The sequence below is a fragment of the Bdellovibrio sp. HCB-162 genome, from assembly GCF_047344985.1.
Taxonomy (GTDB): Bacteria; Bdellovibrionota; Bdellovibrionia; order Bdellovibrionales; family Bdellovibrionaceae; genus Bdellovibrio.
Genome location: NZ_CP178861.1, coordinates 957,085 through 983,701, shown reverse-complemented (window position 1 = coordinate 983,701; position 26,617 = coordinate 957,085). Strand labels below are relative to the sequence as shown.

28 protein-coding genes are annotated in these 26,617 nt (G+C 45.3%); 9 read left to right on the top strand and 19 right to left on the bottom strand.

Annotated features, from left to right (window positions below; translation table 11 throughout):
- Positions 1-7: 7 nt before the first annotated feature.
- A complete protein-coding gene (locus ACLSSO_RS04815) occupies positions 8-1,564 on the bottom strand; it encodes a beta-sandwich domain-containing protein (protein ID WP_413944223.1) in 1,557 nt (518 codons plus the stop codon).
- A gap of 260 nt (positions 1,565-1,824) precedes the next feature.
- Here ACLSSO_RS04815 and ACLSSO_RS04810 point away from each other — a divergent pair, with 260 nt between their 5' ends.
- Complete coding sequence (locus ACLSSO_RS04810) at positions 1,825-2,682, top strand: S1 family peptidase (RefSeq protein WP_413944222.1); 858 nt, start codon at positions 1,825-1,827, stop codon at positions 2,680-2,682.
- 12 nt (positions 2,683-2,694) lie between these two features.
- On the opposite strand, the gene ACLSSO_RS04805 is transcribed toward ACLSSO_RS04810, so the two are convergent.
- The 4 genes from ACLSSO_RS04805 to ACLSSO_RS04790 are packed head-to-tail and all read right to left on the bottom strand — an operon-like array spanning position 2,695 to position 6,282.
- Positions 2,695-3,474, bottom strand: coding sequence for a TatD family hydrolase (locus tag ACLSSO_RS04805; RefSeq protein ID WP_413944221.1), 780 nt, complete (start codon positions 3,472-3,474; stop codon positions 2,695-2,697).
- Between the two features lie 33 nt (positions 3,475-3,507).
- The gene (gene holB, locus ACLSSO_RS04800) at positions 3,508-4,452 is read right to left on the bottom strand and encodes a DNA polymerase III subunit delta' (RefSeq protein WP_413944220.1); all 945 of its coding nucleotides are present in this window, start codon (positions 4,450-4,452) and stop codon (positions 3,508-3,510) included.
- Between the two features lie 9 nt (positions 4,453-4,461).
- Positions 4,462-5,097, bottom strand: coding sequence for a dTMP kinase (tmk, locus tag ACLSSO_RS04795; protein ID WP_413944219.1), 636 nt, complete (start codon positions 5,095-5,097; stop codon positions 4,462-4,464).
- 27 nt (positions 5,098-5,124) lie between these two features.
- Entirely contained in the window at positions 5,125-6,282 is a 1,158-nt protein-coding gene (locus tag ACLSSO_RS04790; protein ID WP_413944218.1) for a hypothetical protein, read from the bottom strand.
- A 212-nt stretch (positions 6,283-6,494) separates the two neighbouring features.
- Here ACLSSO_RS04790 and ACLSSO_RS04785 point away from each other — a divergent pair, with 212 nt between their 5' ends.
- Together ACLSSO_RS04785 and ACLSSO_RS04780 are read left to right on the top strand one after the other, a co-directional pair.
- On the top strand, positions 6,495-7,355 hold the full coding sequence (locus tag ACLSSO_RS04785) for a hypothetical protein (protein WP_413944217.1): 861 nt from the start codon (positions 6,495-6,497) through the stop codon (positions 7,353-7,355).
- Between the two features lie 15 nt (positions 7,356-7,370).
- A complete protein-coding gene (locus tag ACLSSO_RS04780) occupies positions 7,371-8,105 on the top strand; it encodes a hypothetical protein (RefSeq protein ID WP_413944216.1) in 735 nt (244 codons plus the stop codon).
- Here the strand turns inward: ACLSSO_RS04780 and ACLSSO_RS04775 are convergent.
- The gene (locus ACLSSO_RS04775; RefSeq protein ID WP_413944215.1) at positions 8,102-8,572 is read right to left on the bottom strand and encodes a hypothetical protein; all 471 of its coding nucleotides are present in this window, start codon (positions 8,570-8,572) and stop codon (positions 8,102-8,104) included. The genes ACLSSO_RS04780 and ACLSSO_RS04775 overlap by 4 nt on opposite strands.
- A gap of 143 nt (positions 8,573-8,715) precedes the next feature.
- Here ACLSSO_RS04775 and secG point away from each other — a divergent pair, with 143 nt between their 5' ends.
- From secG to ACLSSO_RS04755, 4 genes are all read left to right on the top strand, one after another.
- Positions 8,716-9,114, top strand: coding sequence for a preprotein translocase subunit SecG (secG, locus tag ACLSSO_RS04770; protein ID WP_295901269.1), 399 nt, complete (start codon positions 8,716-8,718; stop codon positions 9,112-9,114).
- 41 nt (positions 9,115-9,155) lie between these two features.
- Positions 9,156-9,962: a TonB family protein gene (locus ACLSSO_RS04765; protein WP_413944214.1), complete on the top strand. Its 807-nt coding sequence runs from the start codon at positions 9,156-9,158 to the stop codon at positions 9,960-9,962.
- A 136-nt stretch (positions 9,963-10,098) separates the two neighbouring features.
- Entirely contained in the window at positions 10,099-10,452 is a 354-nt protein-coding gene (locus ACLSSO_RS04760) for a type II toxin-antitoxin system RelE/ParE family toxin (RefSeq protein ID WP_413944802.1), read from the top strand.
- On the top strand, positions 10,436-10,735 hold the full coding sequence (locus tag ACLSSO_RS04755) for an XRE family transcriptional regulator (RefSeq protein WP_413944213.1): 300 nt from the start codon (positions 10,436-10,438) through the stop codon (positions 10,733-10,735). The genes ACLSSO_RS04760 and ACLSSO_RS04755 overlap by 17 nt, the downstream gene beginning before the upstream one ends.
- Here ACLSSO_RS04755 and ACLSSO_RS04750 read toward each other — a convergent pair.
- The 3 genes from ACLSSO_RS04750 to ACLSSO_RS04740 are packed head-to-tail and all read right to left on the bottom strand — an operon-like array spanning position 10,732 to position 14,262.
- Complete coding sequence (locus ACLSSO_RS04750) at positions 10,732-11,808, bottom strand: phosphatase domain-containing protein (protein WP_295901273.1); 1,077 nt, start codon at positions 11,806-11,808, stop codon at positions 10,732-10,734. The genes ACLSSO_RS04755 and ACLSSO_RS04750 overlap by 4 nt on opposite strands.
- A 31-nt stretch (positions 11,809-11,839) precedes the next feature.
- The gene (locus ACLSSO_RS04745) at positions 11,840-13,348 is read right to left on the bottom strand and encodes a penicillin-insensitive murein endopeptidase (protein WP_413944212.1); all 1,509 of its coding nucleotides are present in this window, start codon (positions 13,346-13,348) and stop codon (positions 11,840-11,842) included.
- Between the two features lie 56 nt (positions 13,349-13,404).
- Positions 13,405-14,262 (bottom strand): alpha/beta hydrolase, encoded by an 858-nt coding sequence (locus ACLSSO_RS04740; protein WP_295901277.1) that lies wholly within the window; start codon positions 14,260-14,262, stop codon positions 13,405-13,407.
- A 9-nt stretch (positions 14,263-14,271) separates the two neighbouring features.
- Here ACLSSO_RS04740 and ACLSSO_RS04735 point away from each other — a divergent pair, with 9 nt between their 5' ends.
- Positions 14,272-15,198 carry a CorA family divalent cation transporter gene (locus ACLSSO_RS04735; protein ID WP_295901279.1) on the top strand — a complete coding sequence of 309 codons (927 nt, stop codon included), beginning with the start codon at positions 14,272-14,274 and terminating at the stop codon, positions 15,196-15,198.
- Here ACLSSO_RS04735 and ACLSSO_RS04730 read toward each other — a convergent pair.
- The 4 genes from ACLSSO_RS04730 to ACLSSO_RS04715 all read right to left on the bottom strand — a co-directional run bounded on the left by ACLSSO_RS04730 (position 15,195) and on the right by ACLSSO_RS04715 (position 19,754).
- Positions 15,195-16,016, bottom strand: a complete 822-nt coding sequence (locus tag ACLSSO_RS04730) for a class I SAM-dependent methyltransferase (protein WP_295901282.1) — start codon at positions 16,014-16,016, stop codon at positions 15,195-15,197. The two genes, ACLSSO_RS04735 and ACLSSO_RS04730, sit on opposite strands and share 4 nt — an antisense overlap.
- 24 nt (positions 16,017-16,040) lie before the next feature.
- Positions 16,041-17,972 (bottom strand): DUF4105 domain-containing protein, encoded by a 1,932-nt coding sequence (locus ACLSSO_RS04725; protein ID WP_413944211.1) that lies wholly within the window; start codon positions 17,970-17,972, stop codon positions 16,041-16,043.
- 47 nt (positions 17,973-18,019) lie between these two features.
- Entirely contained in the window at positions 18,020-19,099 is a 1,080-nt protein-coding gene (locus ACLSSO_RS04720) for a PepSY-associated TM helix domain-containing protein (RefSeq protein ID WP_413944210.1), read from the bottom strand.
- 166 nt (positions 19,100-19,265) lie between these two features.
- Positions 19,266-19,754 (bottom strand): DUF3015 family protein, encoded by a 489-nt coding sequence (locus tag ACLSSO_RS04715; RefSeq protein ID WP_413944209.1) that lies wholly within the window; start codon positions 19,752-19,754, stop codon positions 19,266-19,268.
- 276 nt (positions 19,755-20,030) lie between these two features.
- Here ACLSSO_RS04715 and ACLSSO_RS04710 point away from each other — a divergent pair, with 276 nt between their 5' ends.
- Positions 20,031-20,456 (top strand): glyoxalase superfamily protein, encoded by a 426-nt coding sequence (locus ACLSSO_RS04710; RefSeq protein ID WP_413944208.1) that lies wholly within the window; start codon positions 20,031-20,033, stop codon positions 20,454-20,456.
- Here ACLSSO_RS04710 and ACLSSO_RS04705 read toward each other — a convergent pair.
- The 6 genes from ACLSSO_RS04705 to ACLSSO_RS04680 are packed head-to-tail and all read right to left on the bottom strand — an operon-like array spanning position 20,453 to position 26,582.
- Positions 20,453-21,388: a DUF429 domain-containing protein gene (locus ACLSSO_RS04705; RefSeq protein ID WP_295901297.1), complete on the bottom strand. Its 936-nt coding sequence runs from the start codon at positions 21,386-21,388 to the stop codon at positions 20,453-20,455. The genes ACLSSO_RS04710 and ACLSSO_RS04705 overlap by 4 nt on opposite strands.
- Positions 21,334-22,326 carry a galactokinase gene (locus tag ACLSSO_RS04700; protein ID WP_295901299.1) on the bottom strand — a complete coding sequence of 331 codons (993 nt, stop codon included), beginning with the start codon at positions 22,324-22,326 and terminating at the stop codon, positions 21,334-21,336. Before ACLSSO_RS04700 ends, ACLSSO_RS04705 begins: the two co-directional genes overlap by 55 nt.
- On the bottom strand, positions 22,326-23,327 hold the full coding sequence (locus ACLSSO_RS04695) for a DUF4340 domain-containing protein (protein ID WP_413944207.1): 1,002 nt from the start codon (positions 23,325-23,327) through the stop codon (positions 22,326-22,328). The genes ACLSSO_RS04700 and ACLSSO_RS04695 overlap by 1 nt, the downstream gene beginning before the upstream one ends.
- Positions 23,327-24,865 (bottom strand): GldG family protein, encoded by a 1,539-nt coding sequence (locus ACLSSO_RS04690; protein ID WP_413944206.1) that lies wholly within the window; start codon positions 24,863-24,865, stop codon positions 23,327-23,329. Before ACLSSO_RS04690 ends, ACLSSO_RS04695 begins: the two co-directional genes overlap by 1 nt.
- A 2-nt stretch (positions 24,866-24,867) precedes the next feature.
- Positions 24,868-25,641 (bottom strand): ABC transporter permease, encoded by a 774-nt coding sequence (locus tag ACLSSO_RS04685; protein WP_295901304.1) that lies wholly within the window; start codon positions 25,639-25,641, stop codon positions 24,868-24,870.
- Entirely contained in the window at positions 25,638-26,582 is a 945-nt protein-coding gene (locus ACLSSO_RS04680; protein ID WP_413944205.1) for an ABC transporter ATP-binding protein, read from the bottom strand. The genes ACLSSO_RS04685 and ACLSSO_RS04680 overlap by 4 nt, the downstream gene beginning before the upstream one ends.
- Positions 26,583-26,617 lie beyond the last annotated feature (35 nt).

Sequence of the window (26,617 nt, the reverse complement as noted above, 5' to 3'; positions counted from 1 at the left end):
ATGTCTCCTAGCGAATCTTTTTTGCAAGTAATTTAGCGTCAACAAATGTGTCGTAATAGCCGCTTCTCACGAACAGCGCTTGACCATTTTCAAAAATTTCCGCAACAAGGCCCATCGTATTAGACAAAATCACCGTATCTCCGGCGCAAATTCCTGTTACGCGTTCACACTGCACGGATCTTGATAACGAAACTGAATCAACGAACGTGTCGTAATAACCTGTACGTTGGAGCAAGACTTTGCCGTTAGCAAAAATGGCGGCCACAGTGCCCACCGACGATGAGAAGTACACGCGGACTCCAACACAGAGTGACCCAAGACAACGAACTGATTTCGCCATGGCACCTGTATCAGCGTAAGTCGGATAGTATCCATTACGGTCTAACAAAGCTTGATTGTTTGCATAAATTGTTCTGATTTTTCCTACAGATCCTTGATAATAAACGGTGTCGCCGACACAAACAGTTCCTGTTGACGAACAGCTCGTGGCTTTAGCAACAGAGCGATAATCCACAAACGTGTCATAGTAACCAATACGCTCTAAAAGCACCTTGCCATTATCATATAAAGCCGTCACTTTTCCCGATGTTCCCGAGAAGATAACAGCATCGCCCTCACAGAGTGATCCCAGGCATTTCACATATTTCGCTAAAGAAGACGCGTCAACAAAGGTGTCATAGTACCCATTGCGAATCAGACGAACTTTTCCGTTTGAGAAAACTTCTTTCGCATAGCCCATGGTATTTTCAAAAAGAACGTCATCTTTTACACAGATTTTACCGACACAAGAAATAGATTTCGCCAAATCGCGAAGATCCACAGTTACGTCATAGTATCCGTCACGCGCGACAACGGCCTTTCCATTTGAAAAGATACTGCGAACCTCGCCGACAGAATTAGAATAATAAACTCGATCGCCCGTGCGGATCACCGTATCCCGAGGTCTCGCAGGAACCGGCGGTGGAGGAGGAGTTGGTCTTACAGATACACTTTGGTTATCGCCGCCTGAGTTTGCTGACGGAGTCGTTGTTGCCGGACGATCCACAGTCACCGTCATTTTAGGAACTTCGCGATCACCGACAGCCGTCAACATAACGTCCGCTTCACCGCCAAAAGATTCCGCAAGGATTTCGATGGAAGAAATACGATCACTTTGATTTAAATTTTCAGAAGAGGTGAGAGAATCCGTCGCAAGAACATTGGTATTTTTTAGTTGGCGCACGTCAATTCTTTGACCCGCATCCGTAACCAATGTCGTTTGCAAGATTTTAAGCTGGTTGCTAGTAACACGAACATCCAAACGAAGTAGGGAAAGAGCCTGTTTCAGTTCGACCTTATATAAGGTGCCGCCTGATTTTCTGGACATGCCAGTAATAGCGATCGAACCCGCAAACTGGGTTTGCACAGTTCCACTATTCTGAGAAGTCGTTGCAGGCTGCGCGGGAATTTGAGGAAGGTTCTCCGTAACCCCATCGAAACTGGGGAGATCCGTAAGATCCGCATACGCAGAGTTCTGCGCAAAACTCAAAGCCGCGAGTACACTCGCAATCAAACGACGTTTCATAAAGGCTCCTTAAATTTTGATTCCGTGAGCCTTATTCCAAACTTCGTGCCCGTTCCGGGGCGTTCCTAAAACAAATTAAAACACTATAAGAAGTATCCAGCTGTCTCAAGTTTAGACAGGGGCCCTTTTTCGGGGGCCATTTCCTGAGGAAAAACACAGACCTATGAGGTCCCTTTTGTTATCTCGCAGCTTTCAAATTCGTCACCTGCTTCGCGAACTTTTCCTGCGGTACTTCTTTTGTCATTTAAAGGAGAAGTTCTATGAGATCTTACGGTGTTTTACTTCCAAGTTTGCTGCTTGCACTCTCTGCATGCTCGCCCGATGTGCACACACATCACCTCCCCGACACATCCCGCTCGGAATCGGTGATTGGCGGAGAAGAAATTCACGAGCGCTACACCGAAGCCGCGAAGAGTGTTGTTGTCGTTGAAATCGTGAATAGTCATGGACAAGCCATTTCGTTTTGCACAGGCACTTTGATCGGCACAAACTCTGTGCTCACCGCCGGTCACTGCTTTGACAAAGCACACATCCCGCAGCTTGCAGGCTTTAATGTCGTCTTCACCGATAAATATTCTTTCTGGTGGAACAAGACCGAACGCAAGGGGCTGAAGTGGTTCGTGCCGGATTCTTACAACAGCACTAAAAAAGAATACGATCACGATATCGCCGTGGCGTTTTTCTCAGGCTCTCTCCCGCAGAATTATCAGCCCGTTGCTTATGATACAGATGATCGCACCGATCACTCCAATGCCACTGTCTATGTTTATGGTTATGGAAGATCGCAAGACTATACGGGAGGCCGAGGTCAAAGCCCGATGGATTATGTCGGTCAGCTTCATCGCGGCATTATGAAAACAGATGCTCACTATGATCGTATGCCCGATCGTTATTGGACAGACAGAACCGTGCCGGTTTTTATTTGCCAAGGGGATTCCGGCGGGCCGCAGTTTTATCATGAAAATGGTGAATTAAAAATCCTAGGCGTGAACTCGGCCGTGTATGGTCCGCGACTTCCGAATGGCACAACAAGTTGCAAAGGCATTGCCCAAGCAACAAAGGTCGCTCCGTTTGCAGATTGGATTAAGAAAACGCGCGCTGATTTTTTCAATCAATAGCGCGTTTAAAAACTACCATTTAATTTTAGGAAACATTTTAAGAGCATTTTTACGAGTTTGTTCGCAGAGTTCTTCTTCACTGATTCCTTTAAGCTCTGCAACGAACTTCGCCGTATGCACAACATAGGCAGGCGTGTTCTTTTTGCCACGCATGGGGATTGGTGCCAAGAACGGCGAATCTGTTTCGACGTGAATACGATCCAGAGGCAACATTTTGACTGTACTGCGAAGACTGTCGGCATTTTTAAATGTCACAACACCGCTGATAGAAATATTGTAACCCAGATCCAACGATTGATGAGCCAACCACTCTGTTCCTGTAAAGCAGTGAATAACCCCCGTCACGTCACCTTTAAATTCTTTGAGAATTTCAATCGTGTCTTCTTCCGCATCTCGTGTGTGAATCTCAATGGGCATTTTCGTGCGTTTGGCGATCTCAAGCTGCGCACGGAAAGCGTCTTGCTGTTCTTGGCGCGGTGATTGGTCGTAATAATAATCAAGACCGATCTCACCAATGGCCACCACACAAGGTTCACTTACGTGTTCTTCAATAAATTTTCCAGCGGCTTCCGTATAGACTTTACCGTCGTGAGGATGAACGCCCAACGTGCAATACACATCGGGATAATATTTGCGCGCAATCTCTAAAACGATCGGATGATCGCCAGGCTCTGTACCAATCGTGATGATTTTTTTAACACCCGCGGCTTTCGCATTCGCGATTGAGGCTTCAACACCCTCTTCGAGCATATTTAAATGTGCGTGAATATCTATCCATTCCATAGAAACCATTTTACCTCAGGAAAAAGGTACCTGGTACCTTTTTTAAGGACGAGACGTGATATAGAGCTCTTCAACAACGAGCTGAGGGTCTCGGTTTGCACTGAGGGCTTGTTCTGCACGCAAGGCCTTTTGAATTAAACCCAAAAGAAACTCACGACTGTATTCTGCCAGGGCCTTAATCAGTGGCGCTTGATCGACGTTGGCGATTTGATTTTTTACGCCTTCTTGCAGATAGATTGCGTCTTTCATAAAGCCGACCCAGTAAGAAAGCATACGTTGCCCTTGAGCACGGTCTTTAAATTCGGTTCTCCAAAGTTCATTTAAAAGAAAATCGCGGTCTTGCAAAAAGAGATTCAGGATCTCGATCGACTTCTCACGCACTTCTTGTTCCGGACCTTCTTGCAGTTGCGCAAGCTTTTCAAAACTTCCGCCTGCCGCACGCACGGCCCAAGTAGGCGCTTTGGTTTTTCGAGCCAAGTCTTCTGCCGACAAAGGCTTAAACTGCACAATGCGCGAGCGTGAGCGAATCGTTGCCATAATTCCCGCAACACTCGGAGCGATCAAAAAGAAGAACGTTCCTGGAGGTGGCTCTTCTAAAGTTTTTAAAAGTGAGTTCGCTGCTTGAGGATTCAGACTTTGCGCTTGGTCAATGATGACAACGCGATTTCCGGAGAGACTCTTAAGACTTAAGAACTCGATCACCTCGCGCGCTTGTTCCATTTTAATTTGCGCACCTGAAGGCTCAATGACTTTCAAACCTTCGTGTGCTCCTTGCGAGATACGAAAACAAGAAGGACACTTGCCGCAACCACGAGGGCTTTGTGGGCAGAGCAACGCTTGCGCAAGACCCATGGCTGTCAGTTTCTTACCAATACCTGCTGGCCCCACGAACAAATATGTCTGTCCGGGCTTTCCTTGTTCAAAGGACTCCACCATCTTTTTGATGATGTCTTGATGTCCCAATACAAAATCCAGCATACGAGCCATGAGTTAAACCTATTTTAAAATATTTTTCTCAGCCAACGCTTTAAGAAGCTGCTGAAATAAAACTTCTGGAGTTTCCTGCGCATTGAGCACAAGCCAAGAGCCTGCATCTTCACGCGCCTGTTTTAAGAAAGACTGACGGACTTTTTCGTGGAAAGAATCCGCTTCCGATTCAATGCGATCTTCGCTTTCGCCGTTTTGAGCGCCACGTCCTTGGCGACGGCGACGGGACTCTTCCACAGAAAGATCGAGCAAGATCGTTAAATCCGCTTTCAATCCGCCGGTCGCGAAGTTATTTAGCATCACAACATCTTTTTCAGAAATATCTCGGCCGCCGCCTTGGAAAGCGACAGAGCTTGCAGCGAAACGATCACACAAAACCCAAACGCCTTGGTTGAGCTTAGGACGAATCACTTGCTCCACATGTTGTGCACGACTTGCTTCATACAAAAGAAGTTCTGCACGAGCCAAAGGAGAAGGTCCTTCTGTGCGAAGAATCATATTGCGGATTTCATCTCCCAAAGGAGTTCCGCCCGGCTCACGAGTGCGATGAAAAGAAATCTGACGTTTTTGCAGCTCACGCTCCAAAGCCATCATCAAAGAACTTTTTCCAGAGCCATCCAGGCCCTCAAAAACCAAAAATTTCATTATTCCCGCTTTATTGAATGCAAAGTGCTAATTAAAGACGGGACCGCAAGAGCGTCTTCCCGCTTTAAGAACTTTGTCAGATATTGCGCGATAGACGTCAACAAATCGCATCGCAACAAGGCGCATTGAGCCCTTAACATCGCCGATTTGCACCCTCACAAAACCCTTGACCACCGGGGAAACGGTGATTCGGATCAGAGCATTGCGCTCAAAACGATTTGTGAACGTCAATAGATCCGCCAAAGGAGGCGGAGGAAGACCTAAGCTGGAGCTTAAACCTGCAGAAAAGTAATCCGGAGAAGCCGTGCTGTAACCGGGAACTGCGGGAGGATAAAATGAACTACCTTTGAGAGTTTCAGCGCCATTGCGGCGGCCCAGCGTGATGCCTGCTTTACCGACTACTCCTAGAACCGTGACAGCAGCCTTTGTGTTATCGAAATTTTCTGAGTTGTGGAAAATTTCAAAAACAAAAGCGCGCGATTGTTTATTAAACGCAAAACTGAGTCCCACTTCTTCAGCACCGCCACCGCCTTTGCGTAAAATTCCTGTCTCTGCCAAGAGGCCCGCAGAAATACTCACCCCAAATTCATTGGAATCAATCACGAGAGGCGCTTGTGACCACAGTTTATAATCAATACCTTTAAGCACTGCTTGCACGGCCTGGTGACTGCGCTCGTTGAAAGTTCTTTGCACTGCAGGTGTCGTTTCCGTTTCTTTGCCAAAAGCTTTTTTCACTTTGATTTTTACGAAACTGAGACCATCACCAACAAGGCTCCCGGCTCCGAAAGCAAACTTTGTTGTATTCAAAATACGTGCGGCGCTGGAAAGAAATAACAAACGCATTTCTTGGAATTTTTGTTTGCGATCTTCTGGTAAACTTTCGTAAGGCGCCAGGGGATCGGCTTCTTCAATGGAACCACCGCGCGCAAGAATTTGTTCTTTTACTTTTTCAGGAAGTTTGAGTCCCAAAGCCGCTTTCATCGCTTCCCGATCGGGAATTTTATCAAAGTCAAAAACGCGTCCATCAGAAAGACGAATCTGCGTGTGTTCTTTTTCTGCAATTTGCGCTTTATCCAAAACGCTCTCAACGACTTCCGTCTCAACAGAAGATTCTTCCGCCCATGACCACGTCAGGGGGCTTAACAACATCACCGCAAGCACTAAGAAAGACCACGCATTTTTCATATAAGGGGGACAAAGTGCAAGCGAAGGGCCGCTCTTATTGACACCTAACTATTTGATATTACGACCAAAATCTGTATAAGCATTTGACACTAAGACGAGATCCAGTCTGGTCCCTGAGTTTCGCCATAAAAAAGATTATATTGCCGTAGTCTTCAAACTGTTGGGCTGGAACGGAGTTGGAAAAACAATTCCAAGCGCTCACCATCAGGGACATGGAAACACATAAATTTACCACCAAACTTTTTGCCCTCTTTGTAGCAACGCAAATCCTTGGCTGCGCGCCGGAAGACGCCGCAGAGAAGGCACCTCCTGAAGAGCCCGATCTGCAAGAACAAGAGCTAGAGGATTCTTCTTTGGCCGTGATGAACTCCTCAGAAGAAGAGGACGACTCGACAGAGACCGCTGAGGCGCCGTCCGATTTCAGTCTTGCTGACGAAGTCAAAAAATATCAAGACCGCTTCAAGGTTGCCGACACACACACTAAACTTGTCGACAACCGAGGCCACGGAATGGAAACACTTTATGGGACTCGCAACTTCCGTGTAGTTCTTCACGGTGTTATGTACCGTGGCGGGGCGAATAATAAATATTTTTACAAACGTCGCGCCAATATCAATCCTCTGCCCACGACGGGATTAAAAAACCTTTGCAAAAATGATTTTTCGACGGCGGTTTACTTGTATTCAGAAAACTATTGGAAAGCTCCGAAGGTTGTGAGTTGTCGTGATACGGTGAAAGCCACCGACAATTCACTTCGTTACAAACAGTACGCGGCCGCCGGGGAAAACAAAAAAATTCTGCGCTTGGTTTACGAGCGAATCAAAGGGCGCCTCAACGGTCCGATCTATACACACTGCTGGAATGGATGGCACTCCTCAGGATTGATTTCGGCGATGGCTCTGAAGCAATTCTGCGGTTGGAGCAGTTCGCACGCGGAAGCTTACTGGCGCTTGAACACCGACGGCAACTCCCATGGTTATTCACGCCTGCGCCAAAAGTTGCGCAACTTCAAACCCTATCCTGAGTTTCGCATCACCGAGGAAGAGAAGGCCTTGATCTGTCCTGAGAACTGATTGTATGTTTTTGAAATGAAATTAACTCGAATTGTTTTTGTCGTTGTTTGCGCTCTTGGTTTTCACTCTTCCTTGTTCGCTCAGCAGAACGATGCTTCGACAGCTCCGCCTGTCACGGAAGATAATGCTGCCAAGCCCTCTGGAATTTCTCTGGAAGCTTTGCGGGAATCCCGTCAACGTCGCTCTGAAAACAAGTACTACGTCCTTGGTAACTATGCGCCCTTAGATTTGATTCTTCCCAGCAAGATCGGCGTGACGGCGGGTCTTAACGACGGTGCAGAAAAATCTTGGGAGCTGGAATACCTGCGCGGCAGTTTCGGCGTCCCGGTTTTTATTGCAGATCTTGGCAGTATCACTGAGCAAAGAATTTCTCTGACGAAAAGATCTTTTTTCGGCAATGAAACTTTCAATATCAGTTACGGAATTAGTTACTTCTCTTTGGATGTTCACCTGGGAGATAAATTCGTCAACAACATGAGCAGCCATTACCCTTCTGCGGAAGTCGTGGGTCTTGAATCCTGGGGCGTGCATTTTGCTTTGGGAAATCGTTGGACGATCAAAAAGAACATCACCTTTGGAGTGGATTGGTTTTCATGGGCGCAACCGGTGATTCTGTCAAAAAAAGACGATGACTATGTGAAATACGCAACCAACGACGACTACAAAGATGACGTCGATACCGCTTTGAATATCGCAGCTTATCTTCCGCGCATTTCACTTTTAAAATTGCAGTTGGGAATTATGTTTTAAGGGTTGTCAGCAACCCACTTCTCTCCGGATTTAGTGAATTTTAAAACCGTCAAAGGCTGATAGTCCGTCTCGGTATTTTGACCGGTTTGCCTGCGAATTAAAACCAGAGCTTCTCCAAAATTAAAACGACGGGCTTTGTCGGGATCCACTTTGGCTGCGATCGCAATCAATGTCTGGCGCATTTTAGGTGAGTAAGTTTTCACAACCAGAGTGGCTGTCGCCGCGGTTTCACCTTGAAAGTTCACGTTCTCGGCCTCAACCTCGGAACGATTTCCCACATACTCCACATAAGCCTGACGAAGCCAATCGGATTGTCCCAAGCCGTCGTCGGCCTCTTTCTTAAGCACTTCCATAAATTTAGCTTTGCCAATCTCTTCTGCCTGTTTTTTAAGCTTTCCTTCTTTAGAGGTGCAGGCTGAAAGAGTCAGAATCAAAGTGCCGATCAATGCGAGTAGTAGTTGTTTCATAAAGATTAGTTTATAGAGACTGCGCTATTTGAAAAGACCAGTATTTAGCCTTATGCGTCATTCGTTGAGATTTCAGGCACTTTGGGGTGGACGAAGCCCCCCGTTTATCCCTATATTCAGGGATCTTTGGGAGATATTAGAAAATGGCTACTTTCATCGGAATTCTGCATATCATCGTTGCTCTTGTTTTGATCGTTCTTGTATTGATTCAAGACTCAAAAAGCGACGGTGCATTGGGTATGGGCGGATCTAGCGGTTCCAACTCTTTGTTGGGTGCAACTGGCGCGCAAACTTTGGCTGGTAAAATGACAGTATGGGCGGCGATCGTTTTTGCTGTGACTTGTTTAACTTTGTCAGTTTTGACTTCTTCAAAAACAAAATCTGTTGTTGATACTTTGCCTTTGCCAACAGCTCCGGCGACAGCGCCTGCAACAACGGCTCCTGCTGCTGACGCAAATGCAGCCGCGGCAACTGCGGCTCCAGCTGCGACTGCAACTCCAGCGGCTTCTCCTGCGGCCACTGCGACTCCTGCTACTAAGTAAAATAAGTACATATTCGTTCGGTTCTTCGCTATAGTTTCTCTATGGCGAAGAACAACTGGTTGATTTCTACATTGATAGTCTTGGGCATTTTTAGCGTCGCCCTTTCTCTCTTCATCGCAACACAAACTGAAAAACAAAAACCAGGCGCAAGACCTCTGGCGCGTATTGAATTGAACTTAGGCAAGGTCTTCATTCTTCGCAATAATCTCACACAAAAAGAAACTCTGACGAAGCGAGCGACTTTGTTTGCTTTGGATTCTGTTGAAACCAGTGTTGATGGCGATGCCACGATGGAGTTCGACTCCGCCTATCGCATTCGTGTTCAGGAAAATTCTTTGATCACTTTGGATGAAGAAAACGATCGCATCGTTTTGATTATCAAGCGCGGTGATCTGCAAGTCGAAAACTTCGGTCGCGAAGGCACAGTTTATATTTCTAAAGACGGCGTTCGCTGGAGTGCCACTGATTACGAAATGAATTACAAAAAACAAGCGCCCGCTGAAACGTTACCGGACCTTGCTCCTTCTGAAGGCGTAACACCGCCACCAGCCACAACGATGTCAGAAGGACTGACTTCAGAATTTATCCAAGACACTTTGAAAACTCAGCGCGGTTCATTCTTTAAGTGCTACACGCAGCTGTTACAAAAAACTCCCGGCGTTGTCGGACAAGCTTCGATCAGCTTCACCATTGAGCGCACAGGCAAAGTCACACAAGCCGAGATCGCTTCCTCAAGCATCAACGATGCAGGCTTCAAAAAATGCTTGCTCGACGCCATCAAACGCGTCGAATTCAAAGCCTTCAGCGGCGACCCCATCTCGACAGTTTTCCCTCTGCGGTTTGAGTAATTTTTATCCGACAGGCCTAGTGCTCCGGACCTGAAATCTATTCAATCTTAAGCGGACTCTTCCCAATCTTTGCATAGGCACATCCTTTATTAATTTGACAACGTCCCAGATTTGGGACATAAGGAAGAAGGATGTGATGTTTGTTCACCCTGTTTTTCTGCATCCACCAGCACAAAAAGAAATTCAATCCTGGCCCCTTTCTGTAAAAAAAGATTTAGGCAGTATTCTTACGCAGCTTCAGAAAGGTGAACAGGTCGGATTTCCTGATACGCGAGCCATGAGTGCCGTCGCTCCGGGAGTTATTGAAATACGCCTGAAGTGCGCTGACGGAATTTTTCGAGCCTTTTACATTTTAAAAAGTCGCACGGGAATTATTGTCTTTCACGCGTTTCAAAAGAAGTCTCAAAAGACACCACGGCAAGAAATTGAAACTGGCAGAGTAAGACTCGCGGATTTTTTAAGGGAGTTGCAAAATGAAGAAAACGACTAAAAAAGTAAAGGCCCTCAAGACTTCTCACGAATTGGCAAATGCCTTGGGCATTTCTTCTCCTGTTGATCAGGCAATGATGACTTATAAAGCGGAACTTTCCTCTTTAGCTGTTAAGGCCATTGCAAACTCAGGGCTTACTGTGAATGACATCGTCGAGCGCTCAGGCGTCGCCCGCTCGAAAGTTTCCGCCATTAAAAACGGCGCCATTGCTGGCATCTCCCTGGAACTTTTTTTAAAAGTTATAATGGGATGCGGTAAAAGAATCACGATTAAAGCCGCTTAACGATAATCGTGAAGGTAGTCGATGCGATCTGGAATCCAGGGTTCGTGGACGCCTTCCATTTCGAAAACGCGACCGTCTTCGACTTTCTTTTCTTTGAGGGGTTGTACTGACGGTTCAAAGGAAGAATGCAGGAGGCCTTTTTCGATGAAGAACGCTTTTACCTCTAAGAAAGCTCTTTCACCTAAAACGCCGCGACGGATGAATTCGTCGAAGCTTTTCATCAGCTCTTCTGGTGTGTAACCGTAGTTGTAAATCATGTCTTGGATGACGGAATAAATTCCTTCAAGACCTAAGCGATGATCTTGATATAAATCCAACGCCACTTGGAACGTGTTGTACGTTGCGAGTGTTCTGCGACCGAACTTCAAATAGTAATCGGGATCTGTGTCCGTCGCGAGATTGATATAGATTTTTTCCACCGGATCATTTTCAGGAATATTCGCCTGAAGCTCCAGAATGGTGTTCACCTGCTCGCCCGTAACGTTCAACTTTTCAAGTGTTGTGCGAATGTCGTGCGCGCCCAAACGACGGGAACAAATATCTGAATAGAGATTATAAATGATCGCGTCTGTTTCGCTGTCATCTCCCCAGCAGATTTGACGAACGTTATCCGCCAAGCGAGTGCGCAGTTGTAAAAGTGCTTGCAGCTTGTAGCCCACTTGTTTCGTCAAACGCCAGAAGCGGCCGGGACGAAGATTCGCCAGATTGTCTTTATAAAAACAGCCAAACGGACGGATGTTATCCAGAGCGAATTTTTCCGAAATTCTTTCCTCCATTTGCGGAGGAGACGCCGAGATAAAATAAATCGGAAAGTACATGTAACCTTTTTGCTGCTTGCGGTATTCCGACAAGGACTGCATCAAGGTGTTGGTGCCTGGAATGTTTTTTTTATTGAGCGCGCGTTCAAGAACCGTGGTCATCAGACCCGAGAGCGAATCGATGGTGGTGTCCAAATAAGTCTTATCGATGTCCCAGATAAAGACCTCGTCATGACTTTTTTCCATTCCCTCAGAGACGTAACGGAAAAAAACCACATCACCATTCATTTCACTGCGATCGCGCCAATCAGCCATGAATTGATTCTGTCAGCCTTCAGCCTTGAGGTCAAAAACAACCCGAGCCTTGAGCGGGCTCTGCCATTTGGCGGCAACGAACTTGCGCGCTAGAACATTTCACGCGGATATGGAAATGATTGTGGTGGTCCGCATCGGGGATCAAGCGGCGGAGCGTTTCTTGCGCCAAACCGTCATTTCTGTCCCTATGCAGCTCATCATTTTTAATCGCAAGATCACACAAAGCCTTCTTCAAAACCTTGTGAATGAAAATACGGTCGACCAATTGTGTGTCGACCACACTCTTAAAGAGCTTCCATTGCTGTTCTAGCATCCAGTTGGCATGTGGTTTATCTACAGCCACGGCCGAAGCAAAGTAGCCTTGGAAAGATTTATTATTGAAATAAAATGCCACGTCTGCATCCAAACCATTTTGATGAGACTTGTGCGAACCTAGTTTTCCGCCGGCTTCGCGAGAAATATCACCGACAGACAATTGATATCCTGGAATCTGTTGCTGTGTGAGCTTTCCCATTTGCGAAATGATGTAAGCCATTTCATTGGTCGCAAAGTGAGTCAAACGTTGCGGACGAATGATGTGGAATCCCGCTGGCTGATGATTTTGTTCATAGCTCAACATATTCGCGGCATTTTCCAGACGACCATTATTAACCGGACCAATTGCCTGACTCACCTTCTTGATTTCAGGTTTTGCAGGAGTCTCTGTTTTTGGCTCGTCTTTTTTAGGTTCATCTTTCTTCGGTTCTTCACGTTTTGGTTCTTCTTTTTTTGGTTCCTCGCGCTTAGGCTCGTCTTTTTTAGGAGGCGTTCCAGTTTTTGGTTCTTCCTTTTTAGGTTCACCTTTTTTCGGCTCCTCTTTTTTCGGAGCTTCCGGAATCACATTCAAAAGAGACTCGATATCTTCTTTAACACTTCCGATATATTGGCCCGGCTCGCCTTCAACTTCGTCAGCGCCGCCTTCTGATTCCAAACCGTCTTCATCATCGGTTTGAGTTTCTTCTTTTTGATCTTTTTTCTCTTCTTTATCTTTGCCGGAGTCCGAAGTCTTTTCGTCCTCTTTCACTTCTTGGTGCGATTCGATTTGGTGGTGATAAACGATCCCCTCAGCATAAACATAAATGTCGATGAAAGAAGAGTGACACGTTCCTTCTCCACTTAGGCACGTCGCTTTTGCAGCAATACGGACAGTCTCATTTGTTGGGTGGTCTCTGCGATGATTTTGTAAGTTGATAAATCCATCGGCACTCAAAATACCAGAGAGATCAAGATTGCGGCTCTCAACGACGCCGCCCTTTGTGGAAAGAAATTCGATTTTTCCGCGCAAGCTCATGGACTTGGTTTGCGGATCAAAATTCACAGACATATCCTGAACACGAGTGGCACCGCGGGCAATGCGATAACCGTCTTCGTTAACAACCACAGGTTTTTGAGGCTCATAAGTCGTTTTGACTTTTGAACCCTCGTCACGAGAGTCCGGAGCACAAGCTCCAAGGATTGTGAAAGAAATTATAATACTGAGAGTAGAAAGGAAGCGTTTCATCCTGAGCTTCCTTATGCAGATTCCGTGCTTTCTGAAATGCAATAAATGGGCGTTCGCTAGTGCGACGCTGTCGAAGTTTTAGCTAGGTATGACAGGAATTGTTCCCGCAGTTCCCCATTGCGAATCTCATAGAGGTCGCCATGGTGTCCGCCAGGGATGACCCACATCTCTTTCGGTTCTTTCGCCTCTTTAAACATCCGTTCCGTATTTTTTAGTTCAACCGCGACGTCTTCATTTCCATGAATGAACAACAACGGAATTGGAGAAATATCCGCCAAGGATTTAGGCGCATAATCATCACTGATCACAAGATAAGTGATCGGCTGAAATGCCCAGGTCCACCAACGACGACTTAAAACGTTTCGGGCCATGCCTCGGTAGGACGCAAAACTTGCTTCGATGATCACGTTACGAATAGGCACCGTGTCTTTGATTTCTTCCACGGTTCGCAGAGCCACAGCTCCGCCTAAACTATGACCATAAATAATCAAAGGCCGAGAATCTTTTTTTAGATGCAGCCATTCCGCTGCAGCCATTCCCGCTTCCACGGTGCTTTCGGGAGTCGGTTTTCCTGTTGAAAGACCGTAGCCAGGATAATCAAAAATAAAATAGTTGTAACCTTGCGCCGGCAACCAATGAAACATCAAAAAATGTGACGTGAGATTTTCAGCATTGCCATGAAAAAAAAGCAGAGTGCCTTTGCTGGGCGTAGAAGCTGTCGATTCAAAATACCAACCGTGGATTTTGTTTCCTTTTTGCGTTTCCAAAAACACGTCTTCGGGATGCATTTTTATTTTCGCAGGATCGAAGAGTTTGTCTTTCAACGGGAAGTAAAAAAAGGACTGGCATCCTGTCAGAAATAGCAACGCAATGCATTTCAAAAAGGTACGGCGTACCTTCAAAAACTTTGTCATACTGGAATCATGAAACGGTTTGAGCATCAATGGCAAGATTTTAAGTGGGTCGACTGCGAAGCTCCTGGGCAAGAGGATTTGGTCAAACTTGCAGAAGAGTTTTCTCTGCCTTTGCAGACCGTGACAACGTGTCTCGATCCCGAGCATTTGCCGAAAGCAGAGTTCTTTGAAAAATCTCTGTTTGTAATTTTGCGCCATCAAGACCCTGAAGCCAAACCCAAAGCTGGCACCATGCAGGAGCTGACAACGAAGCTCGTGTTTTTCATGGGAGAAGACTTTGTTTTAACCATCCATCGCATACCGCTTCCTTGTGTTTCCAATAAAAAAGACAAAGCCTCTTTTGAGAAGATGACTCAAATCGGTTTGGTAAAAAGCCTTTTTCTGCAAACTTTAAAAAGCTTTGATGCACCTTTGGACGAACTCGATGCAAAGACAGATGTGATCGAGCAACGAGTATTCACTCTTAAACGCCGAAGCATTTTACGTGAAGGCTATATGATAAAAAGAAAAATTTCTTCTTATCGCAAAGTCTTTAAATTTACAGCCGACATTCTCAATAAAATCCCGACGGAAATTGAAATTTCTTTGCGCGATTTAGCTCAGGTAAAAGAGCCTTTGGAAAAACATATTTTCTATGCCGATGATATCCAAGAAGAGATCTCAGGACTTTTAAACTTACACCTATCTTTGATGTCACAAAAAACCAATGAAGCGTCTTATCGTACTAACGAAGTGATGCGCGTTTTGACGGTATTCTCGATCTTCTTTTTGCCGCTCAATTTTATTGCCGGCGTTTACGGAATGAACTTTGAGAACATGCCGGAGTTACGCACTCACAACGGGTACTTCGTCACTTTGGCCGTGATGGCTCTTGTGGTTCTTGCCATCACGATTTGGATCTATAAAAAAGGCTGGCTAAAAAAAGACGAACTTTAAGTGTGAGCGCGGGCTTGTACGAACGAATAGTAAAAGACCGCGTTCGGATCACTGGCTACTTTCGCCATTTCGTCTTTCATGCCTTGCACGACTTCTTCAGAAACACATTTAGCTGCAAGCAATTGATCGCTCGCACTTAAAAGCAACTCTGTCCAGTACTCAATACAATCTTTACGCGCTTGCGGTGAGCGATTGTCCAGAAACCATGTTTTCACTTCCGTTTGAATATCACGATATCCTAATTGCAAGAGGAAGTTTCCAAGCTTCGCTCCCACGAACGGATCACCTTGTTGCTCAAGTTGGTATTCGTTAAACGCCATCCAATATTTCCAAACATTCGGCGAATAGGGATCTAAGAAAAAAGAAGCATTCATCACTTCGGTGATATAAATAACGGAACCGGGACGCAACACCCGGCGGACTTCCGAAAGAACGCGAATGGGATCAGGAACGTGTTCTAGAATCCAACACAAGAATGCACCGTCAAAAGAGTTTGAAGAAAACTTCATCGCCGTAGCATCCATTTCTTTGAGATCAAAGCGGCCTGCGGCCCCAGGAAGACTCGACAAACGAGTTTTAGCAGCTTGCAGTTGTTTAGTACTGCGATCAATACCTGTGATTTTCAAATCGGGAAAACGACGCAAAAGAATTTCACTTTGTGCACCGACACCGCATCCGACTTCCAGCAAATGTTGAACGGAGGACAGATTGATATTTTGATAAACCGTGAATTCACCAAAACGCGCCTGCTTGCGAAGACGTTCTTGTTCATCTTGTGTAAAACCATGAAGGTACGGAAAGCTTGAAGTCTCAGACATCACTAGGCTCCTTACAGAGAGGATCTAGTAATAATTAAATAACTGAATGCTGGTTTCCTCAAGGAATCTCTCGTTGCGATACGATGCTCTTACTCCCCAGGTCTTTGAGAAACTGTATTGAGTCTCAATTTGACTGCGGAAATAGTCTTTCTGATCCCATGCTGAGTCGCGACGATAAAACACACTGCCCTGCCATAACCACCAAGAGTTAACGCGATAGTGCAGCTCTAAAAGAGGCCCGGCCCCGGCCCATACTTTGTTGTCGTACAGTGTAGGACCGTAGTGAACCTCGCCTTGCAGTTGCGCACTCAAATCCCAAGGTCCTTGCTCGAAGGTCCAACCGTATCCCAAGCGCACAATACCTTCATGGGTCGGCAAAAAGTTTTCATTACGGGTGCGTTCAACACCCAACTTAAATCGCCACGATTTTTCGGGGATCAAAGAACTCCACGGACTTGCCGAGATCAATTCGAAGGCAGCGAAGTTTTCCAGTTCAAATTTTTTCTCGTCTGTATCCGAATAGGAAGGACCGTAAGAAAATCCTAGATCGAAAAAAGTAATCTGTGAATAACTTGGATAACCCCACGCCGGATCAAGACGGTCGTGTAATGCAAAACGATGCGTGAGCGTTGCGTAGTCTCCACCTACAGTGTCGTGCAAGTACCCCACGCCCCAACGTCCTGACGGATGCGCTAAGTGAGGACGCTCCTCTGGCGGCGGGTCCATCACAATCACTTCAGCATCGACAGGAATTTCACTGCGCTTTGTAAGAACGCGCATTTTTAATTGAAACTCTCTTCCCGCTTCTTGCACTTCTTTTGAGTAGCGGAAATCGATGTAGTCGATATACGCATCTAAGATTTTTGCCTGTGATTCGGGAGTTCTTTTTAAGAAAGATTCTGAGTAAATAATCTCATCTTGTTTTTTAATTTGTTCAATGAGCCGAGTAAGCTCTTCTTTTTCATCACGGTTTAAATGTTTTTGTCGCTCAAAGAAAACCTGACGAATGCTCGGACGGTATTTGTAGCTCTTGATTAAATCCGTTTTATTCCAAAGAACACGAACGGTGTCGGCAGGAATCACATATTGATCGAGCTTTGATAAAATATCGACCGAAGGGTCTGCGGCTTCTAAAATAGAAAGCATGTGATAAGAACAATTTTCCGTCAGATACCAATAGTCGATTTGCGAAGGGCCTAATTCCCATACGTGCGCAATCACCATGTCCACCGAAGTTGCGGGAAGTTTCAGCTCGTACTCCCACAGATCGCGCGATTCGGCGTTGTTGTATTCGCGCACTTTATAGTAGTAAGGAATCGAACGGAACTGCCCAGGGAACATTCCAAACAATCCCTTAAAACCGTACAAAAAAGCATTATTGGTATTGGCTTCAGCAGCGTAATTAAGTCCATAATCTAAAAGCTCGTGGCGTTGTCCATCTTTTGCTGACGGAGCTTTATTGATTCGTAAAAACGTATGTCCAAAGGCGGAAGACGGATTGTTCAGATAGTAACTGGAAAAAACCAAAGAGATGGACTCGCCTTGAAGCCCTCTAAAGAAAGCGTCGAAGCGGTCGCAATTCACATCGAGCCAATGAATTTTGCTATCTTTGAGTTTTTCTTTGAGCCACTTATAACGAGCCGGAAAACGACATTGAGCATGCGTGTTCGGGTCCTTGCCTTTTTCGGCAAAGAAAGCAACGATGGTTTCGATCAGCTCCGCATGAGGATCTTTTTTTCCCTTTGGAGAAAAAAAGAAGGAAGGACTATCTATCTGACTTTCACGAACTTGAAAAAAATCTTTTTCAAAATGCAAAAGCTTGAGCCATTGACGATCCTGTGAAAGACGGCGGGATTCAGCCAGCATTGTGGCTTGAGCCGCACCACCTTCGAGGCCCACGGCTGCTAATGAAGAAATAGAACTGAAAGTGAGAAGACTCAACAATAGACCACGCATAGGACTATCTTTGAGTTTCTCTGCGGAACAATCAATACAAAACGGCCTCAACGCACTTTGATGGAGCGCTTCTTAAACCAGACATAAAAACCTGTCACATAGAAAAACAAGGGCAAAATCCCTGAAAGGAAAATCAAGAAACGTCCTAGTTCTCCCCAGAAGTGTCCAAAATGCCAGTCTCTTTGCAAATCACCGAATTGTTTTTCAAAGGTGCGGTCTTTAAGATACTTTGTCGCAAGAAGATCTCCGGTTTGACCATCCCACTCCCAACCGCTGATCCCTAAATCTTTTTGTCGAGCCAACCCCAAAATATTTCCGGTCTTAGCGTCCACACGAATCTGCGCAATTTCGTTTGTCTCTAAAAGTGGATTTAAGCTTATTTGAAGCTTTCCAAAATCTGGAGCCGCCGTTTCCGAAGATTTTGCCACGAAAGATCCCTGCACTTCTGCTTTTCGTGGAAAAAACCAATCCGAACGCGCAAGGTAAATTCCAGAGAATGTGACGATGATCATCAGTATCAAAGAATAAAAGCCGACCACTTTGTGCAGCTCCAAATTGGTTCCTAAAAATGTGCGCTGCTGATTATAGCGCAGAACTCTTTTCCAAGTTTTATCACCCTTTGGCCACCACAGATAAAGACCACCGAGCAAAAGAATTAAAGAGAGAACTCCGGTCACAGCGACAAAAGTTCTTCCAGTGGGTCCCGAAAACAAATCATGATGGAAAACGAATAAAAATCCCGTGAGTGTTTCTTTGTAAACGGAGGCGCCTTTAAACTCTTGAGTGGTGGCATCAATGTAAGCCGTCACAAAACGACGCTTCTGTTCTTCCTGCGGAATATTAAACATCAACTCATGGTTGTAGTTCGTTTCTTTTGAAGCCACTCCAATACTCATTGGAGTTACCTGAACACCCAATCCCGCTTGAGCATTGCGAATCGCTTTTTCCAATTCAATATTTTGAGGCGCGGCCGAGGCCACTTTCACGTCTTTTCTAAAAACAGATTCGATCTCGTCAGAATAAATCAAATAACTTCCAGAAAGTCCCAGCAAAACAAAATGAAGACCGACGATAATTCCCAGCCAGCGATGCGACCATAACATGATTTTACGAATGAATTTGCTCATTCTGTGTTGATATCAAAGAACGGCGAACGAGTTCAATTTCATGAAGGAAAAGAGCTACAAGAGGAACTCAAGTGAGAGGCAAATGAAAGAGAAGTGAGAGCACAAATAAAAAACGCAGTAGTTTCCCACTGCGTTTTGAAAGTTCCTCACAAAGGAGAAATCAATACTAAGCACCGCAAACGTTGTTAACAGCAACAACTTGGTTGATGTTAGCTTCGATAGCTGCTGGTTGCATGTTTGTTTCAACAAAGATTTTGTTGTAGTTCTTTTTCAAAGTTGCACCCATAACTTTAGAATCACAACCCATCAAGTTAGCAAGACCCGCCAAAGTTTCACCTTGTCCACGAGCAGCGTCGTTAGCCAAAGCCACTTTGTTCACTTCGATGAATGCTGGAACTTCTTTACCAGATTTGAAGATGCCATCTTGTTGGCAGTTCAATGTACCAGTAGAGATACCGAAAGTTTGGTTACCAGAAGTACCGTTTGTAGTTGCTGCAAGAACTTGGTTGCCGTCAGCACCCATAACGATAGAACCCAATCCGCAACCTGCAGATGCATAACCTTGTCCAGAAGCTTGTGCCAAAAGACCTTTCTTTTGAGCGTGAGCTACACCAGATACCAACAATGCTACTACTACCAATTTAGCCAATTTCACAAAAACCTCCGTGTGTGATTTGGTTTGTTATTTAAAAAATTGTGGAGTGTCTCGGAACAGGAGGCAAACAAAAATATATTGTGCGGCAAATGGTCAGACCTCTTCGTGTTCTAAACTAGACCTGTTGACAAAATGCAACATCCGTGAGATCTTATGTTTCAAGGTTGCTCGAAGCCGCCTTGACCGCCAAAGAGAATCTCACTTCGAACTTCAAGACATACAAATAATACTCTTAGACTTTCCTGCGGTAGACGGTCGAACAAATAAGGGTGTTCTATGACCAAATCAAGAATCGAGTCTCTCAAGACTCGCGCCAAACTGCTACAGAAAACCAAAGCAAAAAACGGCGAAGAAATCCAACTCAAAGAAGCGCTTAATAAAATTGCCCAACTCAGTGGCTTTGAAAACTGGCGCGACCTCAAACACACATTGGAAGTCAACGACGTCCTCCTCAACCACGGAGGAACGGGACCACAGACTTTGCCATGGTTTAAATCCTACGAAGAAGCTTGCGCCTTTCGCGATAAAACAAACGGCGTCCTCGTTCCCTATCAAAAAGATTTCTTTGTCGCCGACGAAGATTATTTGAAATCTTTGGGATTCAGCGAACAAGATCCTGACGTTTTAAAAGTCGGAAGAAATTGGGCCGAACCCAAAGACAAAGAAGCCTGGAGCCGACTGCTTAGCCGCATGAAAGCCTAAATGCTTTCCCACTTGATGGAAATTTTGGGGAACTCCACCCAATCTTCCATCTTAGGAAATCCTTCAGGGCGAGGTTCGGTTTGACCTTTGTATTGCAAGAACGCTGTGAGCGCACAGATAAACGCTTCAAAGGCGTGGCTGTTTTCAATCATGAGTTTTACATCTTGATCGTAAACGAAAGCCACATTGTGCGTGCTGAGTGCTTGCAGAATTTCGCGGCGACTTTCATCGCCTCCAATGGAGTGTTTATGAAAACGCAAATGGCTTTTCATCACATTGAGGGATCTTCCCACACGCCAGACGGAAAGTTTTGGAAAGACCTCAATGCAAGGTGTGCTAAGACGGCGTTTGATAAACATCGCTCGGGCTAAAAGCGGAGCGGTGTTGGCACCCATGGCGTGTTGTAAAATAAAGGGCTCTTCAAGCTCCGTAGATAAATACATCTCTACACAGCGTTGTGTGTAAGGTGTAAAAAGTTTGCGGGGCTTTTTCTTTTTATGAAGTTTGCGCGTGTATTCCCACATCCAACGAACATGGGGTTCGGGACACCCTTCAATGCCGGGACACGTGCGCGTGCACTCTAAGCAATACGGCAGACGGAAGGGCACATCGAACGCGATAGTATCGATGTCTTCGTACTGATCGATGATTTCGTGAATTTTAAAATCAGCGGAATGAACTTCGTCGCTCTTGATTTTTTCCACCAGACGCGACAAGAAGACTTTTTTATGTTTGGGATAGTATTCAAGAACGGCGACACAGGCTTTATCTGTTTTTCCGCCGCCTAAAGAAATTCCGATAAATCTGTGAACGGCTCCGGCATGCGACGACTCCTCCGCTGTCTTTTTTGAAACAGCGGATTTCTTCGTCGTTTTCTTTACAGCGGATCGACGGGTTTTGCGTCCATCACCTGAAAGCCGGCTTTTTGGCATGCGTTTGCCACTCCCTCACGTTTATCAGGAGGACACCAGACCAAAACACACCCACCGCCTCCAGCTCCACAAATTTTAACAGCCTCAGCCCCATTCTGCAAAGAGACTTCCGCAAGCTTGTAAATCTCAGGACTTGAAAACTCGGGAGCTAGACGAACACGGGCTTCGAATTCACGTTTAAAAAGTGTGCCAAGTTCTTTCCAGTTGCCTGATCGCACGGCGTGCTCCGTTTCAATGGCAATCACCTTGAGGTCACGAAGAGCTTTCAAAGTGGTCGCGTCCTTGATAACGGAATCTTTCATCACTTCGAAGTTGTTAAGACCCGAGTGATGAGCTTTACCAGTATAGACCAACATAAACTTTTCAGCGATCGGTGTCCCTGAAACTTTCAGTACGTCTTGTTGAATGCCGTCATAACCGTAACGAAGAACATTCAAACCACCCGATGCCGCTGGGTAATAATCTTGCGTTCCTGTTGGCGTATTTAAAATCTCGGCTTCAATATTGTGAGCCACCTGCACCATGTGATGAACATCTTTAAACGGACGTCCACAGAACTGTGAGAATGCTTTCATCAAACTGATCGTGAGACTGGAGCTGCCGCCAAGCCCCCCGCCGACCGGGCTGTCAGAGGATGTTTTCAAAGTGAATCCTTTTTGCGGCATCCAGTAGCGCAGCTGCGTTTGCAACAAAATCATTTTTGGATCCGTATCAGACAAAGCATCGACTAAGTTTGTGTAGGCTTTTTTAAGTTTCAAATCCGCAGATTCCAAAACAATCGTGGAATCATCGTGAGGCGTGATTTCTGCCGTCGTATAAATATCAATCGCCACATTCACCGTGGAGGCACCATTGATGAACAAATAAAGAGGCCATAGATCAAGAGTGCCTCCAGCAAGATCCACGCGTGTTGGTGATTTGACTACAATCTTTTGCATTATTTTTTATCTTTCTGATTTTTCGGGCTGGCCATCAAAGCCTGCTTGTCTTCGGATTTACTTTTATCTTCTTCTTTTTTAGGTGGCTGTTCTTTTAAATCTTCCACCGTCATTTTGATCAATTTATCTAAAGCCCCCGCTTCCATTCTCAGTTGGAAATTAGGTTCAGAGACATTGGCAAAGATCATCAAATCTTTTGCCTGCCCCACTTCAGCCTTCCACTTTTTGTCGGCCAAAACCAAGTCTAAAGTGAAAAGGTTTTTAAGCCCTGTCGCTTTTGTATTGCCCTCGCGAATTTCGGAAGCCCGTGCATCCGCGATAGTTGTTAAAAGCTCGCGCACTTTGTTTTGATCTAATTTCAAATCTTTTTTGGAAGGGACGGTCCACTGACCATCAACACGCTTAAGATCGAGCAAACCTTTTTCGTTTTTAAGTTTGATTTCATCAACACTCGCAATTTTATTGCGCAAGAAACGACGGTCTCTAAAATCTAAAACCGTTTTATTCGCTCTTGTCTGCCATACAGAGTTGATCACAAGAACTTTGTTTTCTTTATCTCTTCTGGCAAAAACGTTCTCTTCGAAGTTACGTTTGGTAGAGATTTCAAAAACATTTTGTGTGCCCGCTGTGGTTTTAAAGGTGATGGTGCCCAGAGGCTTATCAAGTCCATACATGGACCAATCAATGCCTTCTCCTTCTTTAGCGACTTCAATCACTCTTTCAGGAACGGTGTTTTTGATAAAATCATCCACTGCAGAATTATCCGCCAAATCTTTGATCGGCGACGTCAAGCTCCAGCCATCCACGGAGCGCTCAAGGATAATTTTGCTGTCGTCCTTTTGTACCTCGACGAAATTGATCTGCTCAAAGTTCACCGTCAAAAGACGAACTTCTTCCATGTTGATTTCTTCTTTTTTCTTATCCTGTTGAAAGTCATAAAGGGCGTAACCGCCAAAAAGAAGCAAACACAAGACAAGAATCGTCCGTCCTTTGAGTTTCATTAGGCATTTCTCCTTCTTAACCAAAGACCAATGCTAGTTCCTAAAAGCAGAATAGGAAGAGGAATGATGAAAGCAAACAAGAAAACCGCAAACTTGGTTTCTGTCATAAGCATTTTCGTCGCTTGCGGCTCTTTCGGAGTAATGCTGATTAAGCTTTCCTCTTTTGCGAGTGCTGCCACCGAGTTGAGAACCAAATCCCTGTTGAGATTTTGGTAAAGCATTTGATTTGTCATAAAATCAACGTCGCCCGCAATGATCACAGAAAAAGGTTTGGCTTTTTCGTCGCTGCCTGGCCAGCGCCCTGTCACTTCGTCCACCAAAGTGTAAGTCGCCTCCACACCTTCACCACGGATTTGCAAGCTGTTGCTCGCAACCGCGTTCGGAGTTGTTTTAACAATCTCATCCACCACGATTCCTTGAGGTACGTTGGCCTTCTTAAGTCCTTGCGGGAAGCGGAACAAAGTCACTTCACTGCGACCAAAAGCTTTTGTGATCTTGTTAGATTCAGAGAACACTGCACCCATTGTCGGACCTTGGTTGATTCCACGGCCCATCACAGTGTCCACGACATTCAAAACGTAGTTGTTTTCAAACTGAACGCCAAGCTTACCAACCAATTTTTCAAGGCCCGCGGTGTTTTGTGACTCCACCGCCAAGAAAAGACTTCCGCCGTTTTTCAAATAATTTTCTAAGGCGGCGATTTCAAAATCTTGGAAGCCTTGAACAGGGCCTGCGACAATGATCACATCAGCGTCTTCTGGGATTTTTGCATTTTGAATAAGTGGAAGTTCTTTCACCGTGTAACGGTTGTTCTCTAGCATCAGCTTTAAAGAGCCAAGTCCCAAGCCTTCGCGGTTATCCTTAAGATCCTTTTCGCCGTGACCGACTGTGAAGTAAATCGTCTTCGTTTGTTCGCGAGTGACTTTCACAAGAGCACTTGTGAATTCCTGCTCATCAATTCTTTCAATACGGTTGCGACGGCCTTTGTAGTCCAAGAACACGACACCACTGCCTTTGTCCACGCCATATTCTTTGGCAAGATCCGGGCGTTCATTGACTTCAACAAAGTCCAATTGCACTTTCGGGCTTTGATCTTGGTATTTTTTAATCAGCTCGCGGAAAAGGCGGCGATTTTCTTCATTTCCTTCCACACCTTTTTTATAGAAGAAAAGAACTTTGAGATCTGAATCCAAACCTTTTACAAGTTTCACGGATTGATCCGACAAAGTGTTTGATTGCGCTGTTGAGAAGTCCCACGTTTTATAGTGTTTCACTCCCAAATAATTCACGATGATAAGAACTGCGAGCATAAGCAGAATTAAAACCCCCATGCTCATGCCTTCTTTGGTTGTCTTCATCGTAAAGAACTCTTTAAAGAAAGCGCGGTCTTTCGCAAGGCCCAGGCCTAAGAAAAACACAGCGAGTGCCAAAGCCACCCAACAAAACGGCACCCATTCACCTAAGAGGTAACGAGTGATGGACATAGACACAAGTGAAATACCGGCAAAGAGAAATGAAATTTTACCTAACTTACTCATACTTATCTCCAACGGGATGATTCAACAACACGTTCACAAAGGAAGCAGAACAAAACAATCACACTGAAAAAGAAAATCAATCCGTTCGTGCGCAAAGTCCCTTCCACCAATGTTGAAAGATGCGAGCTTAAAGACACGTGTTCAAAAATCTTACGGGCCTTTTCGCCATCGACCACTTCTGCGCCGATTCCGATAAACCAGATCGAAAGATTGAACATCACTGAAATAATATAAGCGGCGATGCTGTTTTCAGTGAGCGACGATGCAAAAAGATTCATCGCCGTATAAACCCCACCAACCAGGAAAATTCCGAAGAAGGCGATAAACAGCGGAGCCCAATTGACCGTTGCAATTGTCGAGGTCGCTAGCGGATAAAGAAGTGCTAACACCACAATGCCAAGAACAGCGCCCAAAGCCGCGAAGTATTTCCCCAGCACGATCTGCAAAGAAGTCACTGGCGACGTCAAAAGAAGATCAAACGTGCGCAGTTTCTTTTCTTCCGCAAAAAGTTTCATCGTCAAAGCCGGAACCACAAAAATCAAAAGCAGATTCAAATACGAAAGCTGTCTTAAGAAAACCCCGTAGTGAATATTCAACTGATTTGAAGGCACACCTTGTTGCATGACGTAGTTCATTAAAAGCTGCGAGAACAGGTTCAACTGGATCGGATACACCCAGCTAAAGATCACGCTCACTAAAAAACAGATCACCCAGAAAGTCGGGTTTAAATAAAAACCTTTCAGCTCTTTTTTAAAGATGACGAGAGTGCCGCTCATGCTTCACCTCCTTTTTGTGCTTGTCCATATGTGAGTTTCAAGAAGACATCTTCAAGATCGCGTTTGGCTGGAGTCAGCTCCACCAATCCCAGGCCCTTATTAACTAGCAATGAAGAGATATTTTCGACAACCTCTTCCCCGCCGGAAAGGTCAATGCTCCACTCTTTATGGGAAGCACCAAAACTCACCGCCGTGACTTCTTGGATCGGGCTTAAGACCGTTTTCATATCCTGCACGTCTTTACGCAAACGTACATGCAAGCGACGTTGCCCTTTTTCCATCGTCGAAAGATTGCTGATGCTGTCTTCCGCAACGATTTGGCCTTTGTTGATGATAATGACTTTTTCACAAGTCGCTTCCACCTCAGGCAAGATGTGCGTGGAAAGAATGATCGTATGTTGACCCTTTAAAGTTTTAATAAGATCACGAATTTCTGCGACTTGCTTTGGATCAAGACCCACCGTCGGTTCATCCAAAATCAAAACTTCCGGATCTGAAACGATCGCTTGCGCAATACCTACACGCTGCTTGAAACCTTTTGAAAGGTGTTGGATCAAACGCTTTTGCACTTCGCCTAAGTTTGTTTTTTCAATCGCCATATCGACAGATTTTTCGATCTTGTCGTTAGGGACCTGTTTTAGCGCCGCTACATAGCGCAGATAATCGCGCACATACATGTCGCCATAAACCGGAGGTGTTTCTGGCAAATAACCAATGCGCTTTTTAACTTCCAAAGGATTTTCAAAAACATCAAAGCCTGCAACCGACGCCGAACCGTGGCTTGGCGCCATGAAGCCTGTGATGATTTTCATCGTCGTTGATTTTCCCGCTCCATTGGGACCAAGAAAACCGACAACATCGCCTTTAGAAATTGAGAAATTGAGTTTATCAATAGCACGTCTTTGTCCATAATCTTTGGTGAGATCTCTGACTTCAATCATGGTGAATCTCCATCTGGTTGATGAAGAAATTTTAG

What these genes read in the sequence shown, in the direction of transcription:
- holB (WP_413944220.1), bottom strand. Translation starts at nt 4,452, where the DNA reads ATGGCTCGTATGCTGGATTTTGTATTGGGACATCAAGACATCATCAAA.
- ACLSSO_RS04690 (WP_413944206.1), bottom strand. Translation starts at nt 24,865, where the DNA reads ATGAGTAAGTTAGGTAAAATTTCATTTCTCTTTGCCGGTATTTCACTT.
- ACLSSO_RS04680 (WP_413944205.1), bottom strand. Translation starts at nt 26,582, where the DNA reads ATGATTGAAGTCAGAGATCTCACCAAAGATTATGGACAAAGACGTGCT.
- ACLSSO_RS04810 (WP_413944222.1), top strand. Translation starts at nt 1,825, where the DNA reads ATGAGATCTTACGGTGTTTTACTTCCAAGTTTGCTGCTTGCACTCTCT.
- ACLSSO_RS04775 (WP_413944215.1), bottom strand. Translation starts at nt 8,572, where the DNA reads ATGAAACAACTACTACTCGCATTGATCGGCACTTTGATTCTGACTCTT.
- ACLSSO_RS04805 (WP_413944221.1), bottom strand. Translation starts at nt 3,474, where the DNA reads ATGGTTTCTATGGAATGGATAGATATTCACGCACATTTAAATATGCTC.
- ACLSSO_RS04695 (WP_413944207.1), bottom strand. Translation starts at nt 23,327, where the DNA reads ATGAAACTCAAAGGACGGACGATTCTTGTCTTGTGTTTGCTTCTTTTT.
- ACLSSO_RS04735 (WP_295901279.1), top strand. Translation starts at nt 14,272, where the DNA reads ATGAAACGGTTTGAGCATCAATGGCAAGATTTTAAGTGGGTCGACTGC.
- ACLSSO_RS04725 (WP_413944211.1), bottom strand. Translation starts at nt 17,972, where the DNA reads ATGCGTGGTCTATTGTTGAGTCTTCTCACTTTCAGTTCTATTTCTTCA.
- ACLSSO_RS04815 (WP_413944223.1), bottom strand. Translation starts at nt 1,564, where the DNA reads ATGAAACGTCGTTTGATTGCGAGTGTACTCGCGGCTTTGAGTTTTGCG.
- ACLSSO_RS04780 (WP_413944216.1), top strand. Translation starts at nt 7,371, where the DNA reads ATGAAATTAACTCGAATTGTTTTTGTCGTTGTTTGCGCTCTTGGTTTT.
- ACLSSO_RS04750 (WP_295901273.1), bottom strand. Translation starts at nt 11,808, where the DNA reads ATGGCTGATTGGCGCGATCGCAGTGAAATGAATGGTGATGTGGTTTTT.
- ACLSSO_RS04755 (WP_413944213.1), top strand. Translation starts at nt 10,436, where the DNA reads ATGAAGAAAACGACTAAAAAAGTAAAGGCCCTCAAGACTTCTCACGAA.
- ACLSSO_RS04760 (WP_413944802.1), top strand. Translation starts at nt 10,099, where the DNA reads ATGTTTGTTCACCCTGTTTTTCTGCATCCACCAGCACAAAAAGAAATT.
- ACLSSO_RS04790 (WP_413944218.1), bottom strand. Translation starts at nt 6,282, where the DNA reads ATGAAAAATGCGTGGTCTTTCTTAGTGCTTGCGGTGATGTTGTTAAGC.
- ACLSSO_RS04710 (WP_413944208.1), top strand. Translation starts at nt 20,031, where the DNA reads ATGACCAAATCAAGAATCGAGTCTCTCAAGACTCGCGCCAAACTGCTA.
- ACLSSO_RS04785 (WP_413944217.1), top strand. Translation starts at nt 6,495, where the DNA reads ATGGAAACACATAAATTTACCACCAAACTTTTTGCCCTCTTTGTAGCA.
- tmk (WP_413944219.1), bottom strand. Translation starts at nt 5,097, where the DNA reads ATGAAATTTTTGGTTTTTGAGGGCCTGGATGGCTCTGGAAAAAGTTCT.
- ACLSSO_RS04745 (WP_413944212.1), bottom strand. Translation starts at nt 13,348, where the DNA reads ATGAAACGCTTCCTTTCTACTCTCAGTATTATAATTTCTTTCACAATC.
- ACLSSO_RS04685 (WP_295901304.1), bottom strand. Translation starts at nt 25,641, where the DNA reads ATGAGCGGCACTCTCGTCATCTTTAAAAAAGAGCTGAAAGGTTTTTAT.
- secG (WP_295901269.1), top strand. Translation starts at nt 8,716, where the DNA reads ATGGCTACTTTCATCGGAATTCTGCATATCATCGTTGCTCTTGTTTTG.
- ACLSSO_RS04720 (WP_413944210.1), bottom strand. Translation starts at nt 19,099, where the DNA reads ATGAGCAAATTCATTCGTAAAATCATGTTATGGTCGCATCGCTGGCTG.
- ACLSSO_RS04765 (WP_413944214.1), top strand. Translation starts at nt 9,156, where the DNA reads ATGGCGAAGAACAACTGGTTGATTTCTACATTGATAGTCTTGGGCATT.
- ACLSSO_RS04740 (WP_295901277.1), bottom strand. Translation starts at nt 14,262, where the DNA reads ATGACAAAGTTTTTGAAGGTACGCCGTACCTTTTTGAAATGCATTGCG.
- ACLSSO_RS04705 (WP_295901297.1), bottom strand. Translation starts at nt 21,388, where the DNA reads ATGCCAAAAAGCCGGCTTTCAGGTGATGGACGCAAAACCCGTCGATCC.
- ACLSSO_RS04730 (WP_295901282.1), bottom strand. Translation starts at nt 16,016, where the DNA reads ATGTCTGAGACTTCAAGCTTTCCGTACCTTCATGGTTTTACACAAGAT.
- ACLSSO_RS04700 (WP_295901299.1), bottom strand. Translation starts at nt 22,326, where the DNA reads ATGCAAAAGATTGTAGTCAAATCACCAACACGCGTGGATCTTGCTGGA.